Annotated in this window: 14 protein-coding genes; 9 read left to right on the top strand and 5 right to left on the bottom strand. The window is 46.5% G+C overall.

The window, feature by feature from the left end; translation table 11 throughout:
• Positions 1 to 123: 123 nt before the first annotated feature.
• Complete coding sequence (locus J07HQW2_RS11135) at positions 124 to 894, top strand: NAD(P)H-binding protein (RefSeq protein ID WP_021055616.1); 771 nt, start codon at positions 124 to 126, stop codon at positions 892 to 894.
• A 212-nt stretch (positions 895 to 1,106) separates the two neighbouring features.
• Here J07HQW2_RS11135 and J07HQW2_RS11140 read toward each other — a convergent pair whose 3' ends face one another.
• The 4 genes from J07HQW2_RS11140 to J07HQW2_RS11155 all read right to left on the bottom strand — a co-directional run bounded on the left by J07HQW2_RS11140 (position 1,107) and on the right by J07HQW2_RS11155 (position 3,438).
• Entirely contained in the window at positions 1,107 to 1,913 is an 807-nt protein-coding gene (locus J07HQW2_RS11140; RefSeq protein WP_021055618.1) for an ion channel, read from the bottom strand.
• Positions 1,910 to 2,344 carry a hypothetical protein gene (locus J07HQW2_RS11145; protein WP_021055619.1) on the bottom strand — a complete coding sequence of 145 codons (435 nt, stop codon included), beginning with the start codon at positions 2,342 to 2,344 and terminating at the stop codon, positions 1,910 to 1,912. Before J07HQW2_RS11145 ends, J07HQW2_RS11140 begins: the two co-directional genes overlap by 4 nt.
• A gap of 218 nt (positions 2,345 to 2,562) precedes the next feature.
• Positions 2,563 to 3,063, bottom strand: a complete 501-nt coding sequence (locus J07HQW2_RS11150) for a hypothetical protein (protein WP_021055620.1) — start codon at positions 3,061 to 3,063, stop codon at positions 2,563 to 2,565.
• A gap of 114 nt (positions 3,064 to 3,177) precedes the next feature.
• Positions 3,178 to 3,438, bottom strand: coding sequence for a hypothetical protein (locus J07HQW2_RS11155; RefSeq protein WP_021055622.1), 261 nt, complete (start codon positions 3,436 to 3,438; stop codon positions 3,178 to 3,180).
• A 113-nt stretch (positions 3,439 to 3,551) separates the two neighbouring features.
• Between J07HQW2_RS11155 and nth the strand changes: the two genes are divergently transcribed.
• Both nth and ggt read left to right on the top strand, forming a co-directional pair.
• On the top strand, positions 3,552 to 4,217 hold the full coding sequence (gene nth / locus J07HQW2_RS11160; protein WP_021055623.1) for an endonuclease III domain-containing protein: 666 nt from the start codon (positions 3,552 to 3,554) through the stop codon (positions 4,215 to 4,217).
• 398 nt (positions 4,218 to 4,615) lie between these two features.
• On the top strand, positions 4,616 to 6,172 hold the full coding sequence (ggt, locus tag J07HQW2_RS11165) for a gamma-glutamyltransferase (protein ID WP_048075650.1): 1,557 nt from the start codon (positions 4,616 to 4,618) through the stop codon (positions 6,170 to 6,172).
• Between the two features lie 119 nt (positions 6,173 to 6,291).
• Here ggt and J07HQW2_RS11170 read toward each other — a convergent pair whose 3' ends face one another.
• Positions 6,292 to 7,620 (bottom strand): OFA family MFS transporter, encoded by a 1,329-nt coding sequence (locus J07HQW2_RS11170; RefSeq protein WP_021055625.1) that lies wholly within the window; start codon positions 7,618 to 7,620, stop codon positions 6,292 to 6,294.
• 529 nt (positions 7,621 to 8,149) lie between these two features.
• Between J07HQW2_RS11170 and J07HQW2_RS11175 the strand changes: the two genes are divergently transcribed.
• From J07HQW2_RS11175 to J07HQW2_RS11200, 6 genes are all read left to right on the top strand, one after another.
• Positions 8,150 to 9,877, top strand: coding sequence for an ABC transporter substrate-binding protein (locus tag J07HQW2_RS11175; RefSeq protein ID WP_021055626.1), 1,728 nt, complete (start codon positions 8,150 to 8,152; stop codon positions 9,875 to 9,877).
• Positions 9,878 to 10,837, top strand: coding sequence for an ABC transporter permease (locus J07HQW2_RS11180; protein WP_021055627.1), 960 nt, complete (start codon positions 9,878 to 9,880; stop codon positions 10,835 to 10,837).
• Positions 10,837 to 11,739 carry an ABC transporter permease gene (locus J07HQW2_RS11185; RefSeq protein WP_021055628.1) on the top strand — a complete coding sequence of 301 codons (903 nt, stop codon included), beginning with the start codon at positions 10,837 to 10,839 and terminating at the stop codon, positions 11,737 to 11,739. Before J07HQW2_RS11180 ends, J07HQW2_RS11185 begins: the two co-directional genes overlap by 1 nt.
• Positions 11,736 to 12,830 (top strand): ABC transporter ATP-binding protein, encoded by a 1,095-nt coding sequence (locus J07HQW2_RS11190; RefSeq protein ID WP_021055629.1) that lies wholly within the window; start codon positions 11,736 to 11,738, stop codon positions 12,828 to 12,830. The genes J07HQW2_RS11185 and J07HQW2_RS11190 overlap by 4 nt, the downstream gene beginning before the upstream one ends.
• Positions 12,827 to 14,011, top strand: a complete 1,185-nt coding sequence (locus tag J07HQW2_RS11195) for an ABC transporter ATP-binding protein (RefSeq protein WP_021055630.1) — start codon at positions 12,827 to 12,829, stop codon at positions 14,009 to 14,011. The genes J07HQW2_RS11190 and J07HQW2_RS11195 overlap by 4 nt, the downstream gene beginning before the upstream one ends.
• Before the next feature lie 132 nt (positions 14,012 to 14,143).
• Complete coding sequence (locus J07HQW2_RS11200; protein WP_021055632.1) at positions 14,144 to 15,994, top strand: ABC transporter substrate-binding protein; 1,851 nt, start codon at positions 14,144 to 14,146, stop codon at positions 15,992 to 15,994.
• Positions 15,995 to 16,125: the final 131 nt, after the last annotated feature.

The raw sequence follows: 16,125 nt of genomic DNA on the forward strand, positions 1-16,125 counted from the left end.
CCGATAATGTATTTCATCATGTGAACCGGTTGTTTGATATTTCGGAGTTAGTATGCCATCGTCCTATGAGTTGATCGTTGATCAGACCCGCATGTTCTTCGCACTCGGAATGAAATAATATTCATGAGCGATTTGACTGCTGATTTATACTCACCGCCACAGACGCTGTTCATTGCAGGTGCGAGCGGTGACACCGGTCGGGCGGTTTTGCGGCTTGCTGAATCACGTGTTCCAACTATCCGGGCTCTTACCCGATCAGAGACGAAACGATCAATGCTGCATGAAGCGGGTGCTGATGAGGTAGTTGTTGATGACCTGCTCAATCCAGATGATCTTGAAACTGCACTCACAGATGTAGATGCAATTATCAGCACCGTCGGGTCAACTCTCGGTGATATTCGATCTGCTGATCGATTCGTCGATGGCGCCGGTACTCGTGCGCTTGTTGATACAGCTGTGTCTGCCGATGTCGACACATTTTGTATGGAATCAGCAATTGGTGTTGGTACTGGCTCAGCGAGCCCTCTTGCAACGGTGTTTAACACTATTATTGGTCCAATTCAGGCTGCTAAGGCCGACGCCGAGGCGGCAATTCGGAAAGCACCATTTCGACATGTGATCATCCAACCCGGTGTATTGACCAATGGACCACGAACTGACACTGTCACGGTCGCTGAGACGGACTCAGATGCGAATCTTTGGGGGACAATCTCGCGGGCTGATGTTGCAAGAGTGCTTCTTGGAGCACTCGTTACCCCTGCTGCAACTAACAAAACATTTGAAGTCACATCAACACCGCAACCGATGGCAAGTGCCTCAAACACTGCATGGCAACTTCCAGCTCATGGCAATAATACAGATAAAATCCCAATGTCAGTGGCATCCACATCATAGCTCAACCATCTACCCGTAAGCGAGTGAGCGCTGGTCTGAAATCCATCATACGAGACTGTGATATAAATATGAATGCTATATTATCTGCGTTGGCTCAAAAAAACATATTCTTTAATGTTAGTAACCGAGATTGTGGAGTCTCCCTCTCAGTCAATTATAGTAGCCAAGCTGTGGTTGAACTTGAGTTTCATTATAAACCGTTTTAATTTAATTCATGTCTGAGTATCAGCTTTGTCAGTGAGCGCATGACCACAATGACGACAATATTGGTCAGTGATGATAATAGTCTCCTCACACTCTGGACAGTTGGTCTGATGTGCTGTTTTAATATCTGTATCGGGTGCTTGCAACCGACTTGCTAGCCATGGAACAAGCACGAATCCAACAAGCACTGCGATGACTGTGACCCACCGACCGATGACTGTTTGTGGGACAATATCACCGAACCCAACCGTTGAGACAGCAATGACGGTATAATAAAATGCATCACCGAAATTTGAAATTGCTTGATTTGCGGGAGCCTCAACAGCGTATATAAATCCAGTTGCAACAATGAATATCAGTAGAATCGTTGTTGATACTTCCAATTGCCGGACTGTCCGTATATCAATTGACTTCCCAAATATCTGTTGTTCATCTATTATCAACCGAAGAAAGCGAAATACACGGAGGATATGAAATCCACGGAGAAATCCAATATCAGGTCCAAAAATAACGAATACCGGAAGAATGGCAATAAGATCGATAACCGTGTATGGGTTTGTTATCTCTGCGCTTGGATTCGGTGCAGAGGTCACTCTGATAATGTATTCAAGCAAAAACACAACCCCCAGAGTGATTTCAAGAATACGAATGACGGTTACGTACGGTGTTGAAATAGCATATGTCGAGATAATATACAGGCTGATAAATACTATATTGAGTACATATAACCCCGCATTTGTCGCCCGTCCTGCCGGTGTTTTACGATCTCGGAGGAGGAAACCAACCGTTTCAAAAAGTCCGTTGAGCGTTGTCATGTCCGCTCATCTTGACAGTTGACCGCAACGACGTTGACAATGTAGCTATCAGTATTTTTGATATCTCGCGCATTATCGCTCACTCGATGTGTGATTATTTCTCCTCCGTCGACGGTCTCTGTGACGGTCGATCGCCCAGTTCGCGCATCAATTCCAAGCGAAGTTCCCTGTTCAAAAATGACCTGTAGCTCATAACTAATTGGATTTGATCCCTGATTTTCTACTTGGAGTTCAACAACTGGATGCACCTCACCACCAACTGTAGCCGCTATCTGCTTGATCTGTAGATCATCCGCACAGGGTGGCTCATCGGGAATCGTGATCTGTTGCTCACTCGATTCAGATGCTGTGGTCATACATCCTGTGAAGACACTCCCAGCACTGACAATACCTATCCGAAGTAAGTCGCGTTTCGTCAGATCACGTGTCATTAATTCACACTGTGAGTGACGACTGTATGAATCTGTATCTGTTTATCAATGGACAATGATTGCCGATAGCCGCTCAATATGAATATACTGTGACGTCGGTAACAAAAAGCAGCCAATATAGTGGCTTCTGGATAATAATATCTTTGTGAGTACAGTTTTGATGATAAAGAATCGACCAGATAGTTCACGGTCTGAGTCGTGGGCAGTCCACACACAGACTACCGTATCGTATCAAGACTGGTTGTAAGTTGGTCGCGCGTTGCAAGTCCAGTTTGAAACCGATTAATAAGCTCTGATTGATGCTCAGAACATGCGAGGATTGCGACGCCGCCGTTTCCAATAGGAATAACCGGATGATTAGGTGTTCGCGGTGCGAGCTGACAACTTGGACAATTGACGCCTCCAGCAGGCAGATACTCAACGACTTGAGCAGCCTCATCGCTCGTCAATCCGCAAACTGATGCAAATTCTTCGCGATGGTCCGAACATCCAACGATTGGGATCGTGAGTGCATCTAATAATAAAAATGCAGTTGTCTCCCGTGTTGCCTCACGAAGTGCAGATTGACACTCTATACAGCCAATCGCAGGCTCACCGGTTGGGAATCCATCTTCATCTGTTGGCTGAGGGGAATCAAACTCTGGTATTGGCGATTGGATTGGGTCTGAGATATGAGATTTATCTTTATCTTCCTCACTGTTTCCATCATCATCGCTCATTGTTTCCTCGTGAATGTTTGTATCAGTGATGCGTCCACAATCACTTTTGCTTCTAGTTGTGTCATCTCTTCAGTAATATTCATTTGTTTGATTATTGCTAAACTCATCATATAATTAAGACCACATTGTGTCAGTGACAATCATATCAGTGTCAGCACTGCCGGTATCCCGCCACAGGAATTGATCATTGGACCGTATAGTCATGACAGGTCCGAAATTAATGTCAATATTAATGTTAGTATTATCACTGACCACGTCGGAGCTGATAGTATGTATATCTGGATACGTTTTATGTCCAGTTTCGCTGTCTTCGCTGAGATTGACATCGTCTTGTTTTGATTTCACACCTGACGATGGCGTCTCTCTTGAAACCATTCAGTATACTCAATTATGTCGCCACACACCTAAATAATCCGGCACGGTCTAACACGGTGCATATATTAACGACCAGCCGAGGCGTTATTTACTGTTGGCTTCCATTCATTAATATGGATATCCGCGAACTGCACCGTGATCTTGTCTCTTTGCATGAACGCCCTGACCCAGCACATACCACAGATGGTGTCCGACAACTTCTCGGAACTATCCTTTCACAGAGTGTCGCTGATGCACAAACTGCCCGTGCGACACATGCGCTATTTGAGAGATATCCAGATTACCAAGCAATGGAGACTGCACCACATGAAGAACTTGCAGATGTAATTGAAGTCGCAGGATTGAAAAATCAAAAAGCCGCTCGAATCCAACGTGCATTAACAGCGATTCGTGAGGAAACAGATGGCGAATATACACTTGGATTTCTTGCAGATCAACCAACTGATGCGGCCCAATCATGGCTCACCAATATCAAAGGGATCGGACCGAAAACAGCCAGCGTCGTTCTGAATTTTCACTTTGAAAAGCCAACATTCGCCGTTGATACGCATGTTGAACGGCTTGCAAAACGATTTGGGCTTCTTGATTCAACGGCGTCGAATAAACGTGCACATACTGAATTGAATGAGCAGGTTCCGGATGATCTGAAGTACTCACTGCACGTGTTGATGATTACTCACGGTCGAGAGTATTGCACCGCTCAAAACCCCGATTGTGCGAATCCGGTGTGTAAAATTTACTGCTCGTGCTCAGCGTGTGGTTCCTCGGACGGATCTTAGTACTCTCTGGTTATACGAGACCACACTGACTGGTACAAGCACTGAATTTAGATCTGATGATTGGTATATATTCTTATTTCTCTTCATCCATCGTGACTCGGTGACAGAACGGTAATAGTGACTCACGTCATAGTTTCAAGTACTACTGATGCTTACCTCGTATCTATCTGTGTGAGAGCTGTTTCCTCGATACTCAATGTATTCTCTATTATAATCTTATAATCACAAGTATTTGATACGAATGGAAATATGTAGACACAAATTATTCACGTACAATTTTATATCGAGAGATTAACGTTTTACTCGTGACCCAGCCTACCGATTCAGAGATAGATTTCTCATCAGATGAGCTGTCGACAAACCCTGATTTAGATAAATTTGACTCGCGCCGTTCAACGATGTACGCACACAATGGTATCGTTGCGACAAGCCAGCCGTTGGCAGCACAGGCTGGGATTCAATTGCTTCGAAATGGCGGTAATGCCTTTGACGCCGCTGTCGCGACTGCTGCTACACTGAACGTTGTTGAACCAATGAGCACAGGCATTGGCGGTGACGTATTCGCAATGTATCGAACCGCAGAGGGTGATGTTGGTGCAATGCGGAGCTGTGGTGGTGCTCCTGCAGCCGCGACCCGTGAGACCGTTCGTAATCGCGTCGACTCTAACACCCCAACAATGCCCGCTTCCGGTCCACTGGCTGTTACTGTCCCAGGGACTGTCCGTGGTTGGGAACGTCTTCTCATGGACCATGGTCGCTATGAGCTTAACACAACACTTGAGCCAGCAATTACATATGCGAGTGAGGGATATCCTGTCTCAGAAATTATTGCCAGTGCATGGGCGCGCAATGCTGATGTGTTCGTTGATACCGTCGGAAAAGAAGCCTTCCACGTATCAGACGGCACTCCATCGGTTGGTGACGTCATTCGACTCCCGCATCTCGCTGAAACATTTGAAACGATTGCTGAGGGTAGTGCTGACGCATTCTATGAAGGCCCGCTTGCGACACAAATCGCGACCGCCGTCCGTGACCGTGGTGGGCTGTTAGAACCCTCTGATCTTGCAGATTTTGAGGCTGAGTATGTTGACCCAGTCTCAACAACATATCGCGGGACAACAGTGTATGAACTCCCCCCGAACAATCAAGGATTGATTGCACTTGAAGCACTCAATATTGCCTCCGAGATCGATGCTGGTTCATACGCATATGACTCTGCAGATCGAATCCATTATTATGCAGAGTCATTGAAACGAGCGTTCCACGATGGGCATCATTACATTACTGATCCGACATTTGAATCCGTTCCCGATCTCGCCGCATCATCGCATGCAGTCAATCGGGCAAAAAGTATTGATGAACGTGCCAGTGACGTCAGTGTCGGCGGACCAGGGATGCCTCCAGAAGAGAGCGATACTGTACTGTTAACAGTTGCTGATAAGGCGGGTAATGTTGTCTCGTTAATCAACTCAATCTTTGGACCATTCGGTAGTGGTGTTGTCGTACCTGATACGGGAATTGTCCTGCAAAACCGTGGTGCATCGTTCACCCTCGATCCATCGCATCCAAACGCACTTGAACCGAAAAAGCGTCCCTTCCATACACTTATTCCAGGATTGATTCAATTCGATTCAGACGACTGGGCTGCATTCGGTGTGATGGGTGGGTATATGCAACCACAGGGGCATCTGCAGGTTCTTGCTAATCTAATTGACTACGGCTTTGATCCACAAGCCGCCCTCAATGCACCACGATGGCGCTACTGTGATGATGGCTCTCTTGCTATTGAAGAGCGATTTGCTGACGGCGTTCTTGGAAAACTTGCCCGGCGCGGTCATGACGTAACTGTTCGCCCCCCAAGTGCATTTGGAGGCGCCCAATTCACTCGTCGTCGTGGTGATGTTCTCTCTGGTGCGACGGACCCAAGAAAAGATGGGGCAGCAATCGGATTCTGAGATTTCAACGCTAACAGTGTATATGAGTATGCAATTATTATCTTAACGAAGCAGCCAGTGCTCTCAATCATAATACTGATTTCTGTAATATTGAGCCATTAATTTCACACAACCTTCGATTAATCACTAGCGTCGACATCAGCTTCAACATATTCTGTATCTGATATTTTTGGCGATCGAAGCGCAAGTGCTGCGACACCAGCAATAATCGCCAGCCCCGATCCTGTTAAGAAGGCACCTGACCAGCCGACCTGGTTAACGAGCCACCCAGCAGCGGCTCCTCCAAAAACCCCACCCCACATTTTTCCTGAGTACAACAACGCATAGTTGGCTGATGAGTTTGCACTCCCATAGTATGTTCCAACAACGCTAGGGAAAAGTGTATACTGTGGACTCCAAAAGAATGTTGTCATAATAACCGCTGCCAGAAATCCGAGTGCGGACTCATTCTGAGCGAAGTAAACGACCGCCGCAAGACCAACTCCACACAGTGTAAACGATACTGCCATAGCCCGCTCTCGTGGAACCCGATCAGAAAGGTCGCCAAGAATGAGACGACCTGCTCCTCCGGCAACAGGTAATAGCGTCGCAGAGGCGGTTGCTGTTACTGCGGTTAACCCGAGCGCATTTGCGAATGAGACGACTTTCGCGGTGAGCATCAGTCCTGCTCCACTGACAGCGATGAACATACCATACATTACCCAAAACTGCCATGTTCGAAGTACTTCTCGCCAAGTATACTGCTTCTGAGCTACCTCAGGGGTGTCTCTTGTATCACTATCAGTCTCGGTAAGACCATTTTCAGTGTTCTTCGTCTGAGCCTCTGCCCATCTATCTGGTGGGTCACGGAGAATGAGTGCGCCGATGAAGATCCCTAAACCGATGATAACACCAAGCGTTCGAAGCACAAACGGATATGATGCAGCTGTTGCATTTGCTCGAACAAATGGAACTACAAGCGCACTTCCAGCTGCAAATGCCATTGTTCCAATGCCTGTAGTTAATCCTGGTCGATCTGGAAACCATTTTAGAGCTGTATTGACTGATACTGTGTATACAATTCCAACTCCGATTGCACCGAGTGAGTACAGAACGTATACCTGCCACACTGCTGTGGCATATGCAAGCCCAATATACCCACCCCCAGCCAGTGCTGCTGCAGCAAACGAGAGCGCCTTTGGACCACGTTTATCTCGCCACCACCCAACGGGAAACTGCGACCCAGCTTGAAAAATCACAAATAATGTAAAGACAGCACCCAGTGCTGGAGCTTGGATACCAAACTGAGCCGACAAGGGTCCTTCGATTGATGACCACACGTACTGATATGGACTGACAAGTGCCATACTGACTGCAGCAGCGAGGAGTAACCACCATCGCGAGAATCCAAGTTGTTCACGGGCACGAGCCGCATAATCAATCTCAATCTGCTCAGTATTACCGTTCATCGGGTGACTGCTGTTAATCGTTGAGAATTAAGTACTGATAAAATTTCTTGACATTGGTTATTCCAATTAATATCAGTATTTCGTAATGAAATTAGTTCTATCATAATTAGTATCTTTATCATTGATTCATACGTTGATGGAATGATGGATAATACTACTGTATTAGCACGTTATGTTAAACAATACATGTGATAGTCTTTTATTTTCGGTATTGTCGATATATAAATATACATACACAGGAATTTGATAATCTAAGTATTTTGATCCTCGAGTTGGCAACTGAGTCAATATTTTAATTATTTTGATTTGTTAGTCACAGGAAGTTCAACTACGCAGATTTTACGATTAATATACTACAGTATGTGTGTATATACAGTCATAACAACTTTTATAATGTTTTATCTGCTTCGATATAACGTTGTATTAGCATAGTTATATTAGAGTGTTATGCTAAATCAAATACACCAAACAAAAATAATGTTAGAAACCAAACTAACAACAAACAAAACAAAATAAACTTCCAATCAATATGTTCGACAAATTTGACAAATCTGATCTTGAAGGTCCAGAAATAGATCGACGTACAGCAGTCAAACTCTTCGCCGCTGGCGGTATTTCTTCACTCGCCGGATGCGCTGGTGGTTCTAGTGATCCTAGCGGGGGTGATACCGGAGATGCCGAAACTGGCTCAGAAAGTGCTAGTGGATCAGGCGGTGGCTCCATCACTGCAGGATGGAATATTGACCAAATTGAATATCTTGATCCGCATTATATTGACAAAGGTCAGGAAATATACCTCTCATCGAATGTATATAGCGGATTAGTGAAAATCGGTGCTGATGGCTCAATCACTGGTGACTTAGCGAAGAACTGGACGCTTCCTGACAGTTCAACATACGTGTTCGATCTCAAAGAGGGTGCAACGTTCCATAATGGAGACCCTCTTGATGCAGAAGCGGTAAAGGCATCATTTGAACGACTGATGAGTCTCGATGACTCCCCTCATCTCGGGAAGGTCTCGTCTGTCGAAGAAATCACTGCTGAGGACCCGACCACACTCCGAATTAGCTTATCAGAAACTGTTGGACCGTTCATCTCATTCTTAACACGTGGTCCAGGACGAGCGGGAACCATTGTCCATGCACCGACTGCAACAGACAACCCAGAAGAATACAACCGTATGCCGGTCGGTAGTGGAGCATTTGAAGTAACTGAGCGAGAATCTGGAGAATATCTTCAATTAGAAGCGCATGATGGATACTTTGGGACTGATAGTGACGGAACTGCGCTCCCATATCTCGACTCAGTTCGAATTGATTTAATCCCTGAACCATCAACAATGTGGACAGCGATTCAGGGCAGTGAACTCGACTATTCAATCAGTATTCCTCCACAGAACGCTGGTCAAGCAGAATCAATGGGTAGTCTTAGCGTCACTGGATCAAACCCTGGTGCATGGTTCGCCGTTGCACCACTATGTACTAATCCAGCTGAGGTTGAATGGGACCAATATGCGAGTGGCGAGGCACAATCAACGGACAAATGGTCGAGTGAGGACCTCCCAACAACGAGTAAAGAGGTTCGTCAAGCCATTTCGATGGCTATTGACCGCGAAGCATTAGTCGAGCGTGCATTCTTCGGATATGCAGAACCTGCTCATTCTGTATTCAACCCTGCTATTGCGTGGCTACACGATCAAGAACCTGATCCAGGTCAGTACTACGATCCAGACACTGCAAAACAGCTACTTGATGAGGCTGGATACACAGGCGAACCCCGGATGTCTCTCTCGCTGCTCGGGACACCAGGCGATGAACGTCGGATGACAGTCGTTCAGAGCATGCTTTCGGAGGTCGGTATTGAGGTTGAACTTAATATTCAACCTTCCTCTGCATACTGGGATAACCTATATCAGTATTCAAACGAGCTAGTGATGTATGATGGCTATGTCGACATCGACCCTTGGATGTCACTATGGAAACAACTGAAGACACCGGTTGAATCTGGGTCTGCTGGTAAGTGGCAAGCAAACCTCTATAATAATCCTGAGTTTAATTCTCTGCTTGAAGAGGATCTTCGGACGTCAGATCCTGATTCAAGAACAGAACTTCTTCGCCAAGCAGAGGAAATTTTCATTGAGGATACACCATGGGCAATGACAACATTCCCACTTATCCCGAAGGCAGCATCCTCGAGTCTCAGTGGTGTTGGTAACCAAGCAGGATTGAGTAACTTCCATACAGCGCAAATTGAATAAATGGGTATTGAGCGATATGTTGCCAAACGTACACTACAAGCAATAGTCGTTGTCTACATCGTTGCCACAGCGGTCTTTATTGCCGTTCGCTCCGTTCCTGGTGACCCAGCACGACTTGTGCTCGGTGGGACCGCCGAACCGGATGCTCTTGCTGCTGTTCGAGCTGAGCTCGGACTTAACCAGCCTCTCCATATACAGTATCTACGCTGGATGGGTGATTTGCTGACAGCTGATTTCGGCACGTCGATATATACGGGTGAGGCTGTACTTTCGCGCATCTTCGGTGCGGCTGAACCAACACTAAGTATCGGTCTTATCGGTATCACAATCGCGCTTCTTGTTTCGATCCCAGCCGGTATCATCAGTGCAACTCGTCGTAGTCAGTGGCAAGATCATGCGGCGACGGGAATCGCATTTCTCGGTATCAGTATGCCATCATTTTGGATTGGAATAGTGCTTTTGCTCACAGTCGGTACCGCCGTTCCAGCGATTCCATCGTATGGATATTCATCAATTAGTGACGGAATATTACCATGGCTCAGTCATATCATTCTCCCTGGTCTTGCCGTTGGACTTCCATATGCCGGTATCCTAACCCGAATGACTCGCTCATCAATGCTTGAAGTGTTAAGTGAGGATTATATGCAGACTGCTCGGGCTAAGGGACTGTCACCACGATTGATCTTACTAAAACACGGGCTCCAAAATGCGCTTCTCCCGGTTGTGACCATCGCAGGGATTCTTTTTGCACTTCTTCTCGCCGGTATTGTGGCCGTTGAAATTGTCTTTGGAATCCAGGGCTTCGGTCGCTTACTTATTCGCTCGATTGAGCGTCAAGACTTCCCGCTTGTGCAAGGATCAGTTATTGTTATTTCAATTATATTTGTATTTATGAATTTATTCATCGACTTGCTATACATGTCAATTAATCCGAAGATTCGATATGGGAGTGATGCCTGATGGGAGCCGATCATGATAATTACAGCCGTGATGGTAAGGATACTTTCCTCAACATTCGGTTCGACCGACTTCGCGAGACGATTTCATCCGATCGTAAGGCGTTATTTGGATTAATAACCGTTATTGGATTTATTCTTGCAGCAGTTTTCGCACCTGAGCTCGCACCATTTGACCCAATGGCTCAGGAGTACGCAATCATGCAATCACCATCGCTCACGAGCGCACATCCATTTGGAACTGATTCGTTCGGTCGCGACCTTCTCTCTCGGATCATGTTTGGTGCTCGGATCAGTCTTGGTGTCAGCCTTGGGGCTGTTTCTATTGCAGCCATCATCGGGGTGACGCTCGGTCTTGTCGCAGGGTATTACGGAGGACTGGTTGATGACATATTGATGCGATTCATCGATGTCCTCTGGGCGTTTCCATGGTTGCTTGTTGCTATCATGCTCGTTGCAATCTTTGGACAAGGCGTTTGGAACGTAATCATTGCAGTTGCATTCGCCTATATTGATGATTTCGCTCGCATCATCCGTGGAGAAGTACTATCTATTCGTGAAGAGGAATTCGTTATGGCAGCCAAAAATATTGGAGTCGATGACCTACATATCATGATCGACGAGGTGCTTCCAAACGCTGTTGCGCCGCTTATCGTTCAATTCACTGTACTAGTTGCTCGTGCGATGCTTGCCGAGAGCACGCTGTCGTTCCTCGGGATCGGTGTGAAGCCGACTACCCCAACTTGGGGAGCTCTTCTTGGACAAGGAAGAGGGTTGATTGGGCAGGCATGGTGGATCTCAATTATTCCTGGCATTGCAATTGTCATCACCGTCCTTGGGATCAATCTCTTTGGGGATGCTTTGCGTGATACATTTGATGTTCGTCAGGGAGGTGGGTCACCGTGACAGGCTCTGACCCACTGCTTGAGATGCGCGATCTTGCGGTCACGTTTCCTGTTGATGACGGACCGGATATTCAAGCTGTCGAGAGTGTTGATCTCACTCTCCGCCAAGGGGAAGTTCATGGTCTCGTCGGTGAATCTGGCTCCGGAAAAAGTGTTACTGCGCGAGCCATCCTTCGATTACTTGATGATGCGCGAGTGAACGCTGATGAACTCACGTTTGACTCCACGGACCTACTTGCGCAATCTGAAAAAGACATGCGATCGACTCGTGGTGCTGAGATTGGAATGATTTTTCAAGACTCATTATCAGCACTAAATCCAGTTATGACCGTTGGGGAGCAGATCGCCGAGGTGGTTAGACATCATACTGATGTTGGAGAGTCAACCGGGACTTTGAGTGAACTAAGACGAAAATACATCACTGGGACAGATGAAACGTCAGAATCATGGAAGCGTGCTGTTGAGCTACTTGAAATAGTTGGTATTCCTGATGCTAGCACGCGAGCAAGTGAATATCCGCATCAGCTGAGTGGTGGTCAGCGACAGCGCGTAATGATCGCACAGGCGCTTGCTGGCGACCCTTCAGTTATCATCGCGGATGAACCAACAACAGCACTAGATGTGACAGTTGAAGCCGATATCCTTGCTGAGTTGCGCAGTCTCTGTGATGATTTTGACGTTTCTGTTCTGCTCATCACACACGATCTTGGTGTTGTTGCTGAAACATGTGACCGTGTCACGGTCATGTACTCTGGGTCCGTGATGGAGCAAGGTCTGACTGACAGTATATTTACAAGTCCATCACATCCGTATACTGAAGGATTGCTGCAGAGTATCCCTGAATATAGTGCGCAATCAAACGATGGCGAATTGCGGACAACCCCTGGGTCTGCGCCTGATCCTAGGAACCGTCCTGATGGATGTCCATTCCGCGACCGTTGTCCGATTGCGTTTGATGCATGTAGCAAACCGCTTCCAACGCATAGTGTCACCGATGACCATATTATACGCTGTCATGATTTCACAAATGACCGTCCAGGGGATGCATCGGGCAAACCGCAACAAGCACAAGAGATTGAGGTAAGTGAATGAATTCAGGACTCTCAGATACAGGACCAGGATCTCCCAAAAGGAACGAAACGGTCACTCAGCAAGATACAGACACTACAACGACATCTGATAATCGTTACCGTCGAGAAATCATGCGTGTTGCCGGGCTCAAGAAGTACTTCCCAACCGAAACTGGGTTTTTTGAACGGTTCTTTGGTGAACAACAGCACGCGAAAGCTGTTGATGGTATCGACTTGACTGTTCATGAGGGTGAAACTGTTGGGATCGTCGGCGAATCTGGGTGTGGTAAGAGCACACTCGGTCGAACGTTGACTCGGCTGTATGAACCAACTGATGGCAGTGTCATCTTTGATTATGACCATATCGAGACACTTTCCGGAAGCGACCTTCGACCTATTCGTCGTCGAATGCAGTATGTCTTTCAGGACCCACTTTCGGCACTAAATCCACGAAAAACGGTTGGCGAAAGTGTCGCCAAACCACTTGAGGTACATGACATCGCTGATGGTGAAGCAAAATGGAACAGGGTTATAGAGCTATTTGAGGAGGTTGGACTCTCACATTCAGATATTGATGTCTATCCGCATCAACTGAGCGGTGGTCAACGTCAGCGTGTCGGACTCTGCCGCGCGCTCATTACAGAGCCTGATCTTATCGTTTTTGATGAGCCTGTTTCTGCACTTGATGTAACTCTCCAGGCACAAATTTTGAATCTCATTGATGAACTTCAGGATACGTACGACCTCTCGTATGTATTTATATCACACGACCTCAATGTCGTTCGACACGTCTGTGATCGGATTGCAGTCATGTATGCCGGTGAAATCGTCGAACGAGGACACGCAGATGACATTTTCAATAATCCACAACACCCATACACTAAGGTGCTCTTGCGTGCAATTCCGAGTATTCGTGATGAGGATCATGAGCGTGAATCGCTTGCAGGCACCCCACCGAGTGTCACCAATCCACCGAGCGGTTGTCGTTTCCACACACGCTGCCCAGAGTTCATCGATGGACAATGCGTCAATCAGAACCCCGAAAATCACACTGTAGACGGCGATGATAATCATACTGTTGCTTGTCATTGGACTGAACGAAGCGATCATGAGCGTGAAAATCACGTGCCACCGTCACAATCTGATAGGGAAATAATCAAACGCGAAGCAAGTACCCAGGGCGATAGTCATAACGGCTCATAGTTTCAAACTCATGAGTGATGCGTTATCACTTGATGAAATGATTACAGTTAATCTCTGGGCATTGATTTTGAAATATCTCTTTTTGCATCCGGTCAGCACGCTTAAGCCGATTAATACGTTATTCGGTAACAAATGGTTGATGACTCTGAGGTGAATCGACGTCGGTTCTTACGTGCGACTGGTGCCGTCGCGGCAACCGTTGGTGTTGCCGGATGTTCACAGGGCGGTGATGAGGGAACTGAAACACAAACACCCGACGACAACGGTGGTCCGACTTCTACGGAATTTTCTCGACCGTCATCATACCCGTATTCGCCTGGTGAGACTGATGTCCAAAGCGCACGATCGGTAATGGAAGAAGCTGGATTTGGTCCAGATAACCGATATGAACTCAGTTGGACACAATATACCAGCCCAACATGGAAGGAAATCGCCAACACAGTTCGCGCTCGCCTTGAGTCTGCATATATCGATATGAGCATCAGCGAGGCAGACTTCGGCGCCCTTCTTGAATCGACTGAAAAAGGAGATCATGAGGCATTTACACTTGGCTGGATTGCTGACTATCCTGCTCCACAGAACTTCCTCCAACTGGTTGACCCCGAAAACACGATTTATGATGCGGATGGGTATACCCCAAATGGTGCGCGATTATTCTGGTCAGAAGACGCAAATACCAATACATCTGTTAAAGAGTACCTTACTTCGCAGTTCAATCGAATTCAAAATAACCCTGGATTAGATGAAAGTGCTGTTCAGACTCGAAATGATGCTGTTGGGAACATCGAAGCTGGATTATGGGAGTCTGCGGCATTACTCCCAATCTATCATGGTCTCTCTGAGCAGTTTTGGTATGATCGTGTTTCATATAATCCACCTGGCGGTATGGGTGGCTCACGGTCAAAAACGAATGTTTCAGTCGGTGACGTTGCGGGGCAGGATAGACTGAGTGGGACATCAGCGACATTTAGCGCGCTTGACCCAATTGCATCAGGAAATACTGCCTCTGGAGCAAAGATCATGAATATGTTTGATGCACCGATGAATTATCCAAATGGAAGCACAGAGGTTGAGCCACTTCTTATCAGCGACTATGAGGTCAATGATGATCTCACGCAGTATGAATTCACGTTGAAAGAGGGAATTCAATTCCATGGTGATTATGGAGAGGTAACTGCCGATGATGTGGTGTACTCAATTCGTCGACTCGTCGAGTCAAATAATTCGACAAATACGTACTTTCCAAATAGCGTGTTAAACATTGAGCGAGAGACTGACGCAGATGGGAATGTTATCCCTGACTCAACAGGAGTCGAAGCAACTGGTGAGTACTCATTCCAAATTACACTTCAGCAATCATTCAGTTATACACTTGAGGTGCTTGCGTATTCGGCTTTCTCAGTCATTCCTGAGGGAATTGTTGGTGACATTGAAGGGTATGAGGGCGACATGTCACAAACTGAGTTTTCTACCTCAAACCCAATCGGAACCGGTCCCTTCAGATTTATTGAGTGGAACTCTGGCAACGGTGGCTCATTCACTGTTGATCGGTTTGACGAATATCATGGACAACAAGCAGCTATTGAGGGTATCGATAGTGCAATAATCACTGATACGACCGCATCATACAATTACTTCTTGAATGAAAATGCCGATGTTGCGGGTATTCCGACTTCGAAGTACGACCCTGAGAAAGTGTCAATAGAATCAAGTGAGGGACCACAAGAATTTGGCACGTACGGTCCGCTTGAGAACGACAAGATGGTTAATATGGCTCGTACTCCAACAATTAATACATATTACGTTGGATTCCATATGGAGAAAGTCCCGAAAGCAGTTCGACAGGCGATGGCGTACGTAACCAATCGTGAGCAGTTCGTCAATGATGTATTCAAAGGTCGTGGCGTTCCTGCATATCACCTTACGCCACCACAAGTATACCCCGGTGGATCCTCAGCGTATAATTCACATTGGCAGGGATAATAGATAATACAGAGCAAAAATAACACGATATATTCCGATAGTATCTGAACATCACTGATACTGATAATAATACTACGACATTCCTGAGACGTCTTCAGATGAAATTGATCATATTGATGTCACATCGACCA

It is taken from the genome of Haloquadratum walsbyi J07HQW2 (genome assembly GCF_000415985.1).
GTDB classification, from domain to species: domain Archaea; phylum Halobacteriota; class Halobacteria; order Halobacteriales; family Haloferacaceae; genus Haloquadratum; species Haloquadratum walsbyi_B.